The organism is Pantoea sp. ACRSB (assembly GCF_022346905.1).
Classification (GTDB): domain Bacteria; phylum Pseudomonadota; class Gammaproteobacteria; order Enterobacterales; family Enterobacteriaceae; genus Pantoea; species Pantoea piersonii.
Genome location: NZ_JAKRNL010000006.1, coordinates 119993 through 135681 on the forward strand (window position 1 = coordinate 119993; position 15689 = coordinate 135681).

A 15689-nucleotide genomic window follows, 5' to 3' on the forward strand; every position below is an offset into this window, starting at 1 on the left:
AACGGGCGGGCGACGCCGCCCGCTACTGCATCCTACACTCTGGAGTCGACTCCAGAGTCAAGGCCGGTTTTGCACTAGTAGAGCCAGAGCGAGCGAACAATCATAAAGTGCCCGGCGAAGTAACAGGCGGCGACGATGGCGCTGTCGGCGCTGAAGCGGCGGCGATAGTGGCTGACAAACCAGACGATATTCGCCAGCAGCAGCAGGCTTGCGCCAACCACCAGCGTGAAGCTGTCATCCGTAGGGCGAAAAACGTACTGCTCAGCGGCCAGCCATGTCATCACCAGCGTCATGCCGATCAGCGTGCAAACCGGCCAGCGCAGCGTCTCCAGACGGCTCCAGATCACCGCGATGGTGACTACGCCGATAATCAACAGGGTCAATGGAATCGGCCAGTAGAAGGTCATCGTCATGCTGGCGGCGAAGCAGATGGTATAGAGCAGATGAGAGAGGAAGAACGCGCCCAGCGCATAGAGCATCTGCTGACGCGGCAGCAGCAGCAGCGCATCGCCGACCAGCGTCGCGATAAGCCCGGCGATAATCAGGTAATCGGTAGGTTTCAGCACCGGCGCCTGCCAGGCCCAGCCGATCATTAACAGCAGAGTGATAGGTTTGAATAGCCAGCGCTGCCACTGCGGGCCGCGATAGGAGGCATCAACATAGAGCCAACCGGAAAAAAGTACCGCAAGAAATGACCAAAGCATTGCTGCTCCCTTAAGGACAACCTGTCCATCAGATGGTGAAAATTCCCAATAAGTCGATCCCAGTTTAGGTTACGGCTTCGCAATGTGACAATGAGGCAACTCTGGTTGTATGCTTCCCCCGCATTGCTTTTCAGAGCTTAACGAGACGAGAAAAAACCATGAGCAAACCACCGCTACTCTTTTTTATCGTACTGGCCGTTATCGCCGTACTGGCGACTCGTCAGTTTATCAGGCAGCGGCGCGAAGCGGCGGTCAACGACGCCTCACCGGTGCGCACGCTGACGGTGAAGGTGAAAACCAAGCGGGAATATCCGTCGCCTAACCGGCGTTCACGCCAGCGGGAAACGATCGCAGGTGAAGATATGCGTTATGAAGCCTGGTTCCATCCTCTGAACGGTGCCAGCGACATTAAAGCGATTGTGGGCGAGCGTGATTACAACCAGATGGATACCGGCGCGAAAGGAGAGCTGAAAATGCAGGGATCGCGCTTCGTCAGCTTTACGCCGGTACAGTAGGTGCTGACGGGATGCCGCGGCAGCGCGGGCGAGGCGGAACGCTTTGCTTGTCGTTCCGCTCATCCGGCCGCGAGCGTTGTCAGCCGTTTTATCGCCGCGCTTACTTCTTCTTAGGGAAATTGGCCTTCTGCCACGCCAGCAGCTCAAAGACGCCAAAGAGAAAGATTTTCGTCTGCGTCCAGCGATCGATCGGCGGCGCGTCTTTCGGCTGGGTTGCGCGCAGCAGCGTCAGCTGCAGACCGTGCATCAGCACCATAAAGAACAGCGCGACGTGGATAAAATAGCGCAGCGGTTTAGGGTAGGGGTCTACCAGGTTGAACAGTAAAAAAGCCCAGACGCACAGCATCAACAGGCGACCTAAATTAAGCAACATCGGATGTCTCCTGTTGTCGGTGATATAAACGATACGCCACTTGCCCGGCGATCTTTTCGCGATGCAGCGCCCAGCTGGTGGGCACCGGCGGCGCGCCGTGTTCCACTTCGCTCTCTACATAGATCATCGCCTCGTCCGCCAGCCAGCCATTCTGCTCCAGCAGCTGCAGCGTTTGCTCCAGCAGACCTTTGCGGAACGGCGGGTCAACGAATACCACATCATAAGGCTCGCCGGAAGCGGCCAGCCAGTTAAGGGTATTGGCGTTGATCACCTGCGCGTCGCTGGCGCGCAGGGTTTGTACATTCTTCTCCAGCTGTTGCGCCACTGAACGTTCCAGTTCCAGCAGCGTCACCGACGCGGCAAAGCGCGACAGCGCCTCCAGACCGAGCGCGCCGCTGCCGGCGAAGCAGTCGAGACAGCGCGCCTGCTGCAGAACGGGCGCCAGCCAGTTAAACAGGGTTTCGCGAACGCGATCGGTAGTAGGGCGCAGCCCGGCGCTGTCGGGCACCGGCAGTTTGCGTCCGCGCCACTGACCGCCGATGATGCGGATTTGTCCGGCACCGCCTGTGCCACGAGGGGTTTTACTCATCTTGCTCACAACTCGTCATAATTTGTTGCGTAGTTTAACGGGCGAATCGGTGAGAAGAAACGGTAAAAAAGGGTGCTGTGGTGCGCTGGCTGGAAAGTGTTAGACTAGTGAGTTGCTGAAGTCATACATAATTCTGCCGTTTTTCGCCCTTTTGGCGGTGAAAACCAGAGCTAATTTTTATCCCCTGGGAACAGCGAGCGACCGGGATTAAGCCATCGAGGAGTGTGGTCACACAATGGCAAAAGAGAAAAAACGTGGCTTTTTTTCCTGGCTGGGATTTGGCAAAGAAGAAGAGACACAACAGCCTGCTGAAACGCCTGAACAGCAGCCAGAGGATCCTGCGCTAGCGCAGGCGGAAACCGACGCGGCGCATACCGTCGAACTGACCGAGCAGCTCGCCGAGGCGCAGCGCGAAGCGCCAGCGCACGTCGTTGACGAGCACATTGCCGCTGAGCCGGAAGCTGAACCGATCGTCCAGAAAGCGCAGGATGCGGAAATTATCGCGCCGCTGGAGGAGATCATTCCGGAAGAAGAGCCGGAGCTGGCGCCGCAGCCGATAGAAGAAGAGATTGTGCCGGAAGCGCTGCCCGAAGAGGAGCAGCCGCTGGATGACGAAGAGCTAGCGGCGCTGGCACTGGCAGAAGCGCCGCAGGATGAAGCGGCGGAAGAGATCGCCGCCGAAGATGAGATTCAGGATACCGTCAGCGATCTGCCGCTCGCCGCCGCGCCGATCGTTTCTCAGGAGCAGGAGCGCCCCACCAAAGAGGGTTTCTTCGCCCGCCTGAAACGTAGCCTGGTAAAAACCCGCCAGAATCTTGGCTCCGGCTTTATCAGCCTGTTCCGCGGCAAAAAAATCGACGACGATCTGTTTGAAGAGCTGGAAGAGCAGCTGCTGATCGCCGATGTTGGCGTAGAGACGACGCGCCGCATCATTACTAACCTGACGCAGCAGGCGAACCGCAAACAGCTGCGCGATGCGGAAGCGCTCTACGGCCTGCTGAAAGCAGAGATGTCGGGCATTCTGGCGAAGGTCGACGCGCCGCTCGACGTCAGCGGCAAAGCGCCGTTCGTTATCCTGATGGTCGGCGTAAACGGCGTCGGTAAAACCACCACCATCGGCAAGCTGGCGCGTCAGTATCAGGCGCAGGGCAAATCGGTGATGCTGGCGGCGGGTGACACCTTCCGCGCGGCGGCCGTTGAGCAGCTGCAGGTGTGGGGCGAGCGCAACCATATTCCGGTCGTGGCGCAGCATACCGGCGCAGATTCCGCCTCGGTGATTTTCGATGCCATCCAGGCGGCGAAAGCACGCGGCGTTGACGTGCTGATCGCCGATACGGCGGGTCGACTGCAGAATAAATCGCACCTGATGGAAGAGCTGAAGAAAATCACCCGCGTAATGAAAAAGCTGGACGAGGAGGCGCCGCACGAAGTGATGCTCACTCTTGATGCCAGCACCGGTCAGAACGCCATCAGCCAGGCGAAACTCTTCCATGAGGCGGTCGGCCTGACCGGTATTACCCTGACCAAGCTGGACGGAACGGCGAAAGGCGGCGTGATCTTCTCCGTGGCCGATCAGTTCGGCATCCCGATTCGCTATATCGGCGTCGGTGAAGGCATTGAAGATTTACGGCCCTTCAAGGCCGAGGATTTTATTGAGGCACTGTTTGCCCGAGAGGATTGATTGGGATGATTCGCTTTGAAGAGGTCAGTAAGGCATATCTCGGTGGACGTCAGGCGCTGCAGGGCGCGGATTTCCATTTGCGGCAGGGCGAAATGGCGTTCCTCACCGGCCATTCCGGCGCCGGTAAGAGTACCCTGCTGAAGCTGATTTGTGGCATTGAGCGGCCGAGCGCGGGCCATATCTGGTTCAGCGGTCACGATATTTCCCGGCTGCGCAACAGCGAGGTGCCGTTTCTGCGTCGCCAGATTGGCATGATCTTTCAGGATCACCATCTGCTGATGGATCGTTCTGTTTATGACAACGTGGCGATCCCGCTGATTATCGCCGGCGCCAGCGGCGAAGATATTCGCCGTCGCGTGTCGGCGGCGCTGGATAAGGTCGGCCTGCTCGATAAGGCGAAAAGCTTTCCAATCCAGCTCTCCGGCGGTGAACAGCAGCGCGTTGGCATTGCGCGCGCTGTCGTGAACAAGCCCGCTGTGCTGCTGGCGGACGAACCGACCGGCAACCTGGATGACGCGCTGTCAGAAGATATTCTGCGCCTGTTTGAAGAGTTTAACCGCGTGGGCGTCACGGTGCTGATGGCGACGCACGACAGCGGGCTGATCGCGCGTCGTCGCTATCGCGTTATGACGCTCAATCAGGGACGCCTGCATGGAGGCCACGATGGTCAATAAACGCAACAAGCGCCCCGCTGCGCCAAAAGCGAAAGCGCCGTCAAAAAGCAAAGCGCTGAAGGGCGGCTGGCAGGAACAGTGGCGCTACGCGTGGCGCGGCACGCTGTCCGATATGTATCGCCAGCCGCTGGCGACGCTGCTGACGGTGATGGTTATCGCCATCTCGCTGACGCTGCCCAGCGTCTGCTACATGGTATGGAAAAACGTCAGCCAGGCCGCGACGCAATGGTATCCCGCGCCGCAGCTGACGGTCTATCTGTCGAAAACGCTGGACGATACCGCCGCTGAAAATGTGGTGGCGCAGCTGAAGCAGGTCGATGGCGTAGATAGCGTTAATTACCTGACGCGGGAAGAGGCGCTGAACGAGTTCCGCAACTGGTCGGGCTTTGGCGGCGCGATGGATATGCTGGAGCAGAACCCGCTGCCGGCAGTGGCGATTATCACGCCGAAGCTCAACTTCCAGAACTCCAGCACCATGCAGAACCTGCGCGACAGGGTAGCGAAAGTGCAGGGCGTCGATGAAGTGCGCATGGACGACAGCTGGTTCGCCCGTCTGGCGGCGCTGACCGGGCTGGTAGGGCAGGTCGCTTCCATGATCGGCGTTCTGATGATTGTCGCGGTGTTCCTGGTGATCGGCAACAGCGTGCGGCTTAGCATCTTTGCGCGGCGCGATACCATCAACGTGCAGAAGCTGATCGGCGCCACCGATGGCTTTATCCTGCGCCCGTTCCTTTACGGCGGCGCGCTGCTCGGCTTTAGCGGCGCGGTGCTGTCGCTGATCCTTTCCGAGGTGCTGGTGCTGCGTCTGCAGTCGGTGGTGGCGCAGGTGGCGCAGGTGTTTGGCACGACCTTCGCGCTGGAAGGCTTCTCGTGGGATGAAGGTCTGCTGCTGCTGCTTATCGCCGCCATTATCGGCTGGATTGCGGCATGGCTGGCAACGGTACAACATTTACGTCGTTTTACGCCCCAGTAACCGCCTGCAACGTTTTTTTGATATAATGTTCCTCTGCTGCCGACGATTCGGGCGCAGAGGAACCCCTCTCTTCCCGCCTCGTCATCTGTGTGTAAAATATTCACTGCTATAATTGAACTTGTGGATAACTTAGCTACTCTAAGTAGCACAGATTGCTTTCGGATTTTCCCCGGCGTTGACTTAAGGTAACGTCTGCTCAAAGGGAAGACGCAGCAACTTAATAACCATTGTGAGGGTTTGAATGACCAAAGAAATGCAAACTTTAGCTATTGCTCCTCTTGGCAACCTGGAATCTTACGTTCGGGCCGCCAACGTCTGGCCGATGCTGTCGGCAGAAGAGGAAAAAGCGCTGGCTGAACGGCTGCATTACCAGGGCGATCTGGATGCGGCTAAGACGCTGATCCTGTCTCACCTGCGCTTTGTAGTTCATATCGCTCGTAATTATTCCGGTTACGGCCTGCCTCAGGCGGACCTGATTCAGGAAGGGAACATCGGCCTGATGAAGGCGGTGCGTCGCTTTAATCCTGAAGTTGGCGTGCGTCTGGTCTCTTTCGCCGTCCACTGGATTAAAGCCGAGATTCACGAATACGTGCTGCGTAACTGGCGTATCGTGAAGGTCGCTACCACTAAAGCGCAGCGTAAGCTGTTCTTTAACCTGCGTAAAACCAAGCAGCGTCTGGGCTGGTTCAACCAGGACGAAGTCGAGATGGTGGCGCGTGAACTGGGCGTAAGCAGCAAAGACGTGCGTGAAATGGAATCGCGTATGGCCGCGCAGGATATGACCTTCGATATGTCCGCCGACGATGAGAGCGGCGAAGGCAAAACAATGGCGCCGGTGCTCTATCTGCAGGATAAAACCTCAGACTTCGCCGACGGCATCGAAGAGGATAACTGGGAATCGCACGCTGCTGATAAGCTGAGCGACGCGATGCTGGGCCTCGACGAGCGCAGCCAGCACATCATCCGCGCCCGCTGGCTGGACGAAGATAACAAAACCACGCTGCAGGAACTGGCGGATCGCTACGGCGTGTCAGCCGAACGCGTGCGACAGCTTGAAAAGAACGCCATGAAGAAATTACGTATGGCGATAGAAGCATAAAAAAAACGGGCGACGCGAAGTCGCCCTTTTTTTTGACCGTTATTTGACCCAGCCGTCACTCTGCGCGCGAAAACCGCAGGCCTGCATAAAAGCGGCGCGCTCGCCCTGGTTTGCGCTGCCGTCATCCGCTACCCACCAGCTTGAGACAGAGCCGTTCTGCGCCATCGTCTCTTCCATCAGATATTGACCCACGCCGCGCCGCCGCGTCACCTCGCGCACCTCCAGCTGCGAAATTTTCCCCTGCGCTCCCACAATCTCCAGCTTTAGCGCGCCCAGCAGCCGCTCATTAAAGCGAGCGGCGTAAAGGCGCTGGTTTTCGCTCAGGCTTTTTTCCAGCGCCGCGATATCTTCGTTTGGCCAGATTTTCGCCAGATCGATTTGGTCCTGCGGACTGAAGGTGGTCAGGCGCAGAATAGTCAGCTTCATAACAAACACCTGTACTAGTCGAAAGGGCATAGTGTAGCGAATTTATACAGTCAGAGCGCCGTCACTTTTTTAAGTTGAAAACAGGTCAAAAGATGGCCGGGATGCCAGGATAGAGGAGATAAAGAACAATAAGCGGCGCATAAGCCAGCATAACGCGCTGGAGAAATGGAGAAAAAGCCTGCATAACAACCAGATGATTATGCTGTTTCGGCCCGCTATTTCCCAACGGGTCAGTTGATTTACAGAAGAAACTTCCTGTTTAATAACCTGAAAAATAAAGCCTTATTATCAAAAAATACCGGAAAAGCACGCTAAATCGTTCATAAACATCATTTTTCGGCTTTATCCGGTAGCAACAGCAAACCACAAATCACAGACACAACAAGATGGGGAAGTCCGCATGAAAATGAGTAAAGGCCGCGCATTACTGGCGGGTTGCGTTGCGCTGGCGATGAGCCACGCCGCCCTGGCTGCCGATATCAAAATCGCTATCGTGGGTGCCGTGACCGGCCCGGTAGCGCAGTATGGCGATATGCAGTTCACCGGCGCCGCTCAGGCGATTAAAGATATCAACGCCAAAGGCGGCGTGAACGGCAACAAACTGGTGGGCGTAGAGTATGACGACGCCTGCGACCCGAAACAGGCCGTGGCGGTGGCGAACAAAGTCGTCAACGACGGCATTAAATATGTTATCGGCCATCTTTGCTCCTCTTCTACCCAGCCTGCGTCTGACATTTATAACGACGAAGGCGTGCTGATGATTACCCCGGCGGCGACCGCGCCAGAGCTGACCGCACGCGGTTATGCCACCATTATGCGCACCACCGGGCTCGATTCCGATCAGGGCCCGACCGCTGCTAACTATATCCTCAGCGAGATCAAACCCAAGCGTATCGCCGTGGTGCATGACAAGCAGCAGTACGGCCAGGGGCTGGCGGAATCCGTACAGAAAACCCTGAAAGCCAAAGGCGGTAACGTGGTGCTGTTTGAAGGCATTACCGCAGGCGATAAAGACTTCTCTACGCTGATTGCGCGCCTGAAGAAAGAGAATGTGGACTTCGTCTACTACGGCGGTTACTACCCGGAAATGGGTCAGATCCTGCGCCAGGCGAAAGCGGCGGGTCTGAACGCTGGCTTTATGGGGCCTGAAGGCGTGGGCAACGCCTCGCTCTCCAATATCGCAGGCGACGCTTCTGAAGGCATCTACGTGACGCTGCCGAAGCGCTACGACCAGCTGCCGGAGAACAAAGCGATCGTTGACGCCATCAAAGCCAACAGCGCGCAGAACCGCAAAGATCCGACCGGTCCGTTCGTCTGGACCACCTACGCGGCGATCCAGTCGCTGGTGGCTGGCATCGAGCGCAGCAAAAGCGACGAGCCGGAAGAGATTGCGAAAAACCTGAAGGGCGGCGAGCCGGTACCGACAGTGATGGGTAACCTGAGCTGGGACCAGAAAGGCGATCTAAAAGGTTTCGAGTTCGGCGTATTTAAATGGCACAAAGACGGTTCTTCTACCGCGGTTAAGTAATCGTCCCATCGGCAGACAAATCCCTTGCCGCTACGGCAGGGGATTTTCCCGTTCTAATGCAGGTCTTCACTATGTCCGAGCAGTTTCTTTATTTCACTCAGCAGATGCTTAACGGGGTCACTCTCGGCAGCACCTACGCGCTGATCGCCATTGGTTACACCATGGTTTACGGCATTATCGGCATGATCAACTTCGCCCACGGCGAGGTCTATATGATCGGCAGCTATGTCTCTTTTATCGTTATCGCCGCCCTGATGATGATGGGCATCGACACCGGCTGGCTGATGATCGCCGCCGGCTTCGTGATGGCGATCCTGATCTCCAGCGCTTACGGCTGGAGCATTGAGCGCGTCGCCTATAAGCCGGTGCGATCGTCAAAGCGATTGATCGCGTTGATCTCCGCCATCGGCATGTCGATCTTCCTGCAAAACTACGTCAGCCTGACGCAGGGCTCGCGCGACCTCGCGCTGCCGAGCCTGATCACCGGCCAGTGGACGCTGGGTCAGAGCAACGGCTTTGCCGCCACCATCTCCACCATGCAGATCGTGATCTGGCTGGTGACCTTTGTGGCGATGCTGGCGCTGACGCTGTTTATTCGCTATTCGCGTATGGGCCGCGCCTGCCGCGCCTGCGCCGAAGACCTGAAGATGGCGAGTCTGCTCGGCATCAATACCGACCGCGTGATTTCGCTGACCTTTGTGATCGGTGCGGCGATGGCGGCGGTGGCGGGCGTGCTGCTCGGCCAGTTCTACGGCTCCATTAACCCCTTTATCGGTTTTATGGCGGGCATGAAGGCCTTTACCGCCGCGGTGCTTGGCGGTATCGGCAGCATTCCGGGCGCGATGATCGGCGGCCTGGTGCTCGGCATCGCCGAAGCGCTGACCTCCGCCTATCTCAGCACTGAATATAAAGACGTCGTCTCTTTTGCGCTGCTGATCGTGGTGCTGCTGGTTATGCCGACCGGTATCCTGGGTCGCCCGGAGGTAGAAAAAGTATGAAGTCCTCCTTTATCAATGCGCTGATCTCCGCCGTCATGCTGCTGGTGCTGGCCAGCTTCTTTATGGGGATGCGGCTCGGCCTGGACGGCACGCGACTGGTAGTGCAGAGCGCCGGGGACGTGCGCTGGAACTGGATTTTCGTCGGCTGCGCGGTGGTTTTTCTGTTTCAGCTGCTGCGCCCGTTCTGGCAGCGCGGCATGAAAAAGATCGCCGGCCCGACGCTGGTGTTGCCCGGCATCGACGGCTCTACGCCTAAGCAGAAGCTGTTTATGCTGGCGCTGATCGTCGTAGCGGTGGCCTGGCCCTTTTTCGTGTCGCGCGGCGCGGTGGATATCGCCACGCTGACGCTGATCTACGTGATGCTTGGCCTGGGCCTGAACGTGGTGGTTGGCCTCTCGGGTCTGCTGGTGCTCGGCTACGGCGGCTTCTATGCTATCGGCGCTTATACTTTTGCGCTGCTCAATCACTACTTCGGACTCGGCTTCTGGGAGTGTCTGCCGCTGGCGGGCATCGTGTCGGCGCTGTTCGGCCTGCTGCTCGGCTTTCCGGTTTTGCGTCTGCGCGGCGACTACCTGGCGATTGTCACCCTCGGCTTTGGCGAAATCGTACGTATCCTGCTGCTGAATAACACCGCCATTACCGGCGGCCCTAACGGCATTGCGCAGATCCCAAAACCTTCGCTGTTCGGCCTGGAGTTTGGCCGCAAAGTCTCTGAAGGCGGCTGGAGCACGTTCCACGAGTTCTTCGGCTTGAAATATGACCCCAGCGATCGCGTCATTTTCCTCTACCTGGTGGCGTTGCTGCTGGTGGCGCTGACGCTGTTCGTGATCAATCGCCTGCTGCGTATGCCGCTGGGCCGCGCGTGGGAAGCGCTGCGCGAAGATGAGATCGCCTGTCGCTCGCTCGGCCTGAGCCCGACGCGCATCAAGCTGACCGCCTTTACCATCAGCGCCGCCTTCGCGGGCTTTGCCGGTACGCTATTCGCCGCGCGCCAGGGCTTTGTCAGCCCGGAATCCTTTACCTTTGTCGAATCAGCCTTTGTGCTGGCGATTGTGGTGCTGGGCGGTATGGGCTCGCAGTTCGCCGTTATCCTTGCCGCTATCCTGCTGGTGGTTTCACGCGAGCTGATGCGCGACCTGAATGAATACAGCATGCTGGTGCTGGGCGGCCTGATGGTGCTGATGATGATCTGGCGCCCGCAGGGGCTGCTGCCGATGAAGCGTCCGCATCTGAAACTGAAGCAGAAACAAGGAGAGCAGGCATGATTCAGCCTTTATTAGCCGTTGAGGGTCTGATGATGCGCTTCGGCGGCCTGCTGGCGGTCAATAACGTGGCGCTGGAGCTGCGCCCGCAGGAGATCGTCTCGCTGATCGGCCCGAACGGCGCGGGCAAGACCACCGTTTTCAACTGCCTGACCGGCTTCTACAAGCCGACCGGCGGCACCATTAAGCTGCGCGAGCAGCATCTGGAAGGCCTGCCCGGCCAGAAGATCGCCCGCATGGGCGTGGTGCGCACCTTTCAGCACGTTCGCCTGTTCCGTGAGATGACGGTTATTGAGAACCTGCTGGTGGCGCAGCATCAGCATCTGAAAAGCGGCCTCTTTTCAGGCTTATTTAAAACGCCTGCGTTTCGTCGCGGCGAGAGCGAAGCGCTGGATCGCGCCGCCACCTGGCTGGAGCGCATCGGGCTGCTCGACCTCGCCAACCGTCAGGCGGGCAATCTGGCTTACGGCCAGCAGCGCCGTCTGGAGATTGCGCGCTGCATGGTGACGCGCCCGGAGATCCTGATGCTGGACGAACCGGCGGCCGGGCTTAACCCGAAAGAGACGCACGAGCTGGATGAGCTGATTGCTGAGCTGCGCGGTGAGCACAAGGTTTCTGTGCTGCTGATTGAACACGATATGAAGCTGGTGATGGGTATTTCCGACCGTATCTATGTGGTGAACCAGGGTACGCCGCTGGCTAACGGCACGCCGGAAGAGGTGCGCAACAATCCGGATGTGATCCGAGCCTATTTAGGAGAGGCGTAACATGGCAAACCCGATGTTATCCGTTAATAACGTCAGCGCGCACTACGGCAAGATCCAGGCGCTGCATAACGTCAGTCTGCATATCAGCCAGGGGGAAATTGTCACCCTGATCGGCGCCAACGGCGCGGGAAAAACCACGCTGCTCGGCACGCTGTGCGGCGAGCCGCGCGCCACGCAGGGCTCGATTACCTTTGATGGCAAAGTGATTACCGACTGGCAAACCGCGCGCATCATGCGCGAGGCGATCGCTATCGTGCCGGAAGGACGCCGGGTATTCTCGCGTATGACGGTGGAAGAGAACCTGGCGATGGGCGGCTTCTTTGCCAGCCGCCGGGAGTATCAGACGCGCATCGCGCGCGTCTATGAACTCTTCCCACGCCTGGCGGAGCGTAAAATCCAGCGCGCGGGCACCATGTCCGGCGGCGAGCAGCAGATGCTGGCGATTGGCCGCGCGCTAATGAGCCAGCCGCGTCTGCTGCTGCTGGATGAGCCTTCGCTGGGACTGGCGCCGATTATTATCCAGCAGATCTTCGACACCATCGAACAGCTGCGCAAAGAGGGGATGACCATCTTCCTGGTAGAGCAGAACGCCAATCAGGCGCTGAAGCTGGCGGATCGCGGCTATGTGCTGGAAAACGGTCATGTCGTGCTGGAAGATACCGGGGAAGCCCTGCTCTCCAACGAAGCGGTCCGCAGCGCCTATTTAGGCGCCTAGGGCTGGCTTGCCTGCCAGATTGCGGTTGGGCAGCGCTCGTCATCCTCACGTACTGCGTGTACGCTGCGGTGACGGCGCGCTGGCCGTCCGTAATCTGGCTGCGCCGCTGACGGCGCACGGCTGTAGTCTGTTAAAAAACGTCAGGTAAACCCTTTCATCCGGCCGTCATATGGCTGTCATTTATCTGTTATTAATCCGTCATTTCCCCGTGTCATGTTACACCGCGAACAAAAAATGCGTGATATCGCGCGTACCTACCTGCACAGGAAAATTCTATGTCCGTGTTTACTTTTCGTCGTAGCCTGATGAGTGCGGTTCTGGGCCTGGCTATCAGCGGCAATGCGCTGGCCGCCACTGAGATTCCTTTCTGGCATTCTATGGAGGGCGAGTTAGGCAAAGAAGTCGACTCTCTGGCGCAACGTTTTAACCAGGCGCATCCCGACTATAAAATTGTTCCAACCTACAAAGGTAACTACGAGCAGAGCCTCGCGGCAGGCATCGCAGCGGTACGTTCCGGTAAAGCGCCTGCCATTTTGCAGGTTTACGAAGTTGGCACCGCAACCATGATGGCCTCGAAGGCGATCGTGCCGGTGCATCAGGTTTTCCAGGACGCGGGCATCCCCTTTGACGAAAAACAGTTCGTGCCCACCGTGGCTGGCTACTACAGCGATGCCAGCGGCCACCTGATTTCTCAGCCGTTCAACAGCTCCACGCCGGTGCTCTACTACAACAAGGACGCCTTTAAAAAAGCGGGCCTGAACCCCGACCAGCCGCCGAAAACCTGGCAGGAGCTGGCAAAAGATGCCGACGCGCTGCGTAAAGCGGGCCTGACCTGCGGCTACGCCAGCGGCTGGCAGGGCTGGATCCAAATCGAAAACTTCAGCGCCTGGCACGCCTTGCCGGTCGCCAGCAAAAACAACGGCTTCGACGGCACCGATGCGGTGCTGGAATTCAACAAGCCGGTGCAGGTGCGCCATATCCAGATGCTGGAGGATATGAACAAGAAAGGCGACTTCACCTACTTTGGCCGTAAAGACGAGTCCACCGCCAAGTTCTATAACGGTGACTGCGGCATTACTACTGCCTCCTCTGGTTCGCTGGCGGATATCAAGCACTACGCCAAATTTAACTACGGTGTCGGCATGATGCCGTATGACGAAACTGTGCCGAACGCGCCGCAGAACGCCATTATCGGCGGGGCCAGCCTGTGGGTGATGAAGGGCAAAAACGCCGACACCTATAAGGGCGTCGCGGAGTTTATGCAGTTCCTCGCGCAGCCGGAAATCGCCGCCGAATGGCACCAGAAAACCGGCTACCTGCCGATCACCACCGCGGCTTACGAGCTGAGCAAGCAGCAGGGCTTCTATGACAAGAACCCTGGCGCGGATATCGCGACGCGTCAGATGCTGAACAAAGATCCGCTGCCGTTCACTAAAGGCATGCGTCTGGGCAATATGCCGCAGATCCGCACCGTGGTCGACGAGGAGCTGGAAGGCGTCTGGACTGGCAAACAGTCGCCGCAGGCTGCGCTGGATAACGCGGTGAAACGCGGCAATGAGCTGCTGCGCCGCTTTGAACAGCAAGTGAAGTAATTCCGTTCGGTAAAAGGGTCGGCGCGTGCCGACCCTGTTCTCTTTCTCAGACAGAGTACGCTATGTCTTCATCTCGCCCGGTGTTCCGCACCAGTCTGTTGCCCTATCTGCTGGTGCTGCCGCAGCTGCTGATTACCGCGATCTTTTTCCTCTGGCCCGCGGGCGAAGCCCTGTGGTATTCGCTGCAGAGCCTTGACCCGTTCGGCATCTCCAGCACCTTTGTCGGCTTCGAAAACTTCAGGCGTCTGTTTCAGGACAGCTACTACCTCGACGCCTTCTGGACCACTATTGTCTTCAGCACCCTGGTGACGGTATGCGGCATGGTGCTGTCGCTGCTGCTGGCGGCGCTGGTGGATTACGTCATTCGGCTGCGCAAGCTCTACCAGACGCTGCTGCTGCTGCCTTACGCGGTGGCGCCCGTGGTCGCGGCGGTGCTGTGGATGTTTCTGTTCAATCCCGGCCTCGGCCTGATTAGCCATCTCCTTAACCAGCTTGGCTACAGCTGGAACTATGCCCAGAATAGCGGCCAGGCGATGTTCCTGATCGTGGTGGCCTCGATCTGGCAGCAGATGAGCTACAACTTTTTATTCTTTTTCGCGGCGCTGCAGTCGATTCCGAAATCACTGGTGGAAGCCGCGGCGATCGACGGTGCCGGTCCGGTGCGGCGCTTCTTCAATCTGTCGCTGCCGCTGATTACGCCGGTCAGCTTTTTCCTGCTGGTGGTAAACCTGATCTACGCCTTCTTCGATACCTTCCCGGTTATCGACGCCGCGACCGGCGGCGGGCCGGTGCAGGCGACCACGACGCTTATCTACAAAATTTATCGTGAAGGTTTTACCGGGCTGGATCTCTCCTCTTCGGCGGCCCAGTCGGTAGTGCTGATGCTGCTGGTTATCGGCCTGACCGTTATTCAGTTCCGCTTCGTTGAGCGTAAGGTACAGTACCAATGATTGAAAACCGTCGCGGGCTGGATATCTTCAGCCACACGCTGCTGGTGCTCGGCGTGCTCACTATTCTGTTTCCGCTCTACGTCGCCTTTGTCGCCGCTACGCTGGATAACGAAGCGGTTTATCAGGTGCCGATGACGCTTATCCCGGGAACCCATCTGTGGGAGAACATCTCGCGCATCTGGACGCAGGGCGTTAACGGCAGCGGCCCGGCTTTTAGCCTGATGCTGCTTAACAGCCTGATCATGGCGTTCGGCATCACCGTCGGCAAGATCACGGTGTCGATGCTCTCCGCCTTTGCGCTGGTCTGGTTCCGCTTTCCGCTGCGCACGCTCTTTTTCTGGCTGATCTTTATCACGCTGATGCTGCCGGTCGAGGTGCGTATCTTTCCAACGGTACAGGTGATTTCCAACCTCAATATGCTCGACAGCTACAGCGGCCTGACGCTGCCGCTGATGGCGTCGGCCACGGCGACCTTTTTGTTCCGTCAGTTCTTTATGTCGCTGCCGGACGAGCTAATCGAGGCGGCGCGCATCGACGGCGCCAGCGCGATGCGCTTCTTCTGGGATATCGTGCTGCCGCTGTCGAAAACTAACCTCGCGGCGCTCTTTGTTATCACCTTTATTTACGGCTGGAACCAGTATCTCTGGCCGCTGCTGATCGTCAACGACGCCTCGCTCAGCACCGCGGTAGCGGGGATCAAAAGCATGATCTCCACCAGCGGATCGCCGACGCAGTGGAACGAAGTGATGGCGGCAATGTTATTAACCCTGATCCCACCGGTGGTGGTGGTGCTGGTCATGCAGCGCGCGTTCGTGCGTGGCCTGGTCGAGAGCGAGAAATAAG

At 58.2% G+C, this 15689-nt stretch carries 17 protein-coding genes; 13 read left to right on the plus strand and 4 right to left on the minus strand.

Annotated features, from left to right (window positions below):
- Positions 1-74: 74 nt before the first annotated feature.
- On the minus strand, positions 75-704 hold the full coding sequence (locus MHZ89_RS17395; protein WP_311784052.1) for a lysoplasmalogenase: 630 nt from the start codon (positions 702-704) through the stop codon (positions 75-77).
- A gap of 158 nt (positions 705-862) precedes the next feature.
- On the opposite strand from MHZ89_RS17395, the gene MHZ89_RS17400 reads away from it, so the two are divergent.
- Complete coding sequence (locus tag MHZ89_RS17400) at positions 863-1219, plus strand: DUF2500 domain-containing protein (RefSeq protein ID WP_120457184.1); 357 nt, start codon at positions 863-865, stop codon at positions 1217-1219.
- 100 nt (positions 1220-1319) lie between these two features.
- On the opposite strand, the gene MHZ89_RS17405 is transcribed toward MHZ89_RS17400, so the two are convergent.
- Both MHZ89_RS17405 and rsmD read right to left on the minus strand, forming a co-directional pair.
- Positions 1320-1592 carry a DUF1145 family protein gene (locus tag MHZ89_RS17405; protein ID WP_311784053.1) on the minus strand — a complete coding sequence of 91 codons (273 nt, stop codon included), beginning with the start codon at positions 1590-1592 and terminating at the stop codon, positions 1320-1322.
- Positions 1582-2181, minus strand: a complete 600-nt coding sequence (gene rsmD / locus MHZ89_RS17410) for a 16S rRNA (guanine(966)-N(2))-methyltransferase (RefSeq protein WP_126689822.1) — start codon at positions 2179-2181, stop codon at positions 1582-1584. Before rsmD ends, MHZ89_RS17405 begins: the two co-directional genes overlap by 11 nt.
- Before the next feature lie 235 nt (positions 2182-2416).
- On the opposite strand from rsmD, the gene ftsY reads away from it, so the two are divergent.
- From ftsY to rpoH, 4 genes are all read left to right on the plus strand, one after another.
- Positions 2417-3862, plus strand: a complete 1446-nt coding sequence (ftsY, locus tag MHZ89_RS17415; protein WP_311784054.1) for a signal recognition particle-docking protein FtsY — start codon at positions 2417-2419, stop codon at positions 3860-3862.
- Positions 3863-3867: 5 nt separating this feature from the next.
- A complete protein-coding gene (gene ftsE, locus MHZ89_RS17420; protein WP_120457191.1) occupies positions 3868-4536 on the plus strand; it encodes a cell division ATP-binding protein FtsE in 669 nt (222 codons plus the stop codon).
- Positions 4526-5509: a permease-like cell division protein FtsX gene (gene ftsX / locus MHZ89_RS17425; protein WP_120457193.1), complete on the plus strand. Its 984-nt coding sequence runs from the start codon at positions 4526-4528 to the stop codon at positions 5507-5509. Before ftsE ends, ftsX begins: the two co-directional genes overlap by 11 nt.
- A gap of 241 nt (positions 5510-5750) precedes the next feature.
- Positions 5751-6608 carry an RNA polymerase sigma factor RpoH gene (gene rpoH, locus MHZ89_RS17430; protein ID WP_120457195.1) on the plus strand — a complete coding sequence of 286 codons (858 nt, stop codon included), beginning with the start codon at positions 5751-5753 and terminating at the stop codon, positions 6606-6608.
- A gap of 39 nt (positions 6609-6647) precedes the next feature.
- Here the strand turns inward: rpoH and panM are convergent, their stop codons facing one another.
- Positions 6648-7034 carry an aspartate 1-decarboxylase autocleavage activator PanM gene (gene panM / locus MHZ89_RS17435; RefSeq protein ID WP_311784055.1) on the minus strand — a complete coding sequence of 129 codons (387 nt, stop codon included), beginning with the start codon at positions 7032-7034 and terminating at the stop codon, positions 6648-6650.
- Positions 7035-7434: 400 nt separating this feature from the next.
- On the opposite strand from panM, the gene MHZ89_RS17440 reads away from it, so the two are divergent.
- From MHZ89_RS17440 to ugpE, 8 genes are all read left to right on the plus strand, one after another.
- On the plus strand, positions 7435-8562 hold the full coding sequence (locus tag MHZ89_RS17440) for a branched-chain amino acid ABC transporter substrate-binding protein (protein WP_120457199.1): 1128 nt from the start codon (positions 7435-7437) through the stop codon (positions 8560-8562).
- Positions 8563-8633: 71 nt separating this feature from the next.
- Entirely contained in the window at positions 8634-9560 is a 927-nt protein-coding gene (gene livH, locus MHZ89_RS17445; RefSeq protein ID WP_311784056.1) for a high-affinity branched-chain amino acid ABC transporter permease LivH, read from the plus strand.
- A complete protein-coding gene (locus tag MHZ89_RS17450) occupies positions 9557-10825 on the plus strand; it encodes a high-affinity branched-chain amino acid ABC transporter permease LivM (protein ID WP_311784057.1) in 1269 nt (422 codons plus the stop codon). Before livH ends, MHZ89_RS17450 begins: the two co-directional genes overlap by 4 nt.
- Entirely contained in the window at positions 10822-11589 is a 768-nt protein-coding gene (gene livG / locus MHZ89_RS17455; protein WP_311784058.1) for a high-affinity branched-chain amino acid ABC transporter ATP-binding protein LivG, read from the plus strand. Before MHZ89_RS17450 ends, livG begins: the two co-directional genes overlap by 4 nt.
- 1 nt (position 11590) lies before the next feature.
- Positions 11591-12304, plus strand: a complete 714-nt coding sequence (gene livF, locus MHZ89_RS17460; RefSeq protein ID WP_311784059.1) for a high-affinity branched-chain amino acid ABC transporter ATP-binding protein LivF — start codon at positions 11591-11593, stop codon at positions 12302-12304.
- Positions 12305-12579: 275 nt separating this feature from the next.
- The gene (ugpB, locus tag MHZ89_RS17465) at positions 12580-13896 is read left to right on the plus strand and encodes a sn-glycerol-3-phosphate ABC transporter substrate-binding protein UgpB (RefSeq protein WP_120457207.1); all 1317 of its coding nucleotides are present in this window, start codon (positions 12580-12582) and stop codon (positions 13894-13896) included.
- Between the two features lie 62 nt (positions 13897-13958).
- Positions 13959-14846: a sn-glycerol-3-phosphate ABC transporter permease UgpA gene (ugpA, locus tag MHZ89_RS17470; RefSeq protein WP_311784060.1), complete on the plus strand. Its 888-nt coding sequence runs from the start codon at positions 13959-13961 to the stop codon at positions 14844-14846.
- Positions 14843-15688, plus strand: coding sequence for a sn-glycerol-3-phosphate ABC transporter permease UgpE (gene ugpE / locus MHZ89_RS17475; RefSeq protein ID WP_271152568.1), 846 nt, complete (start codon positions 14843-14845; stop codon positions 15686-15688). Before ugpA ends, ugpE begins: the two co-directional genes overlap by 4 nt.
- Position 15689: the final 1 nt, after the last annotated feature.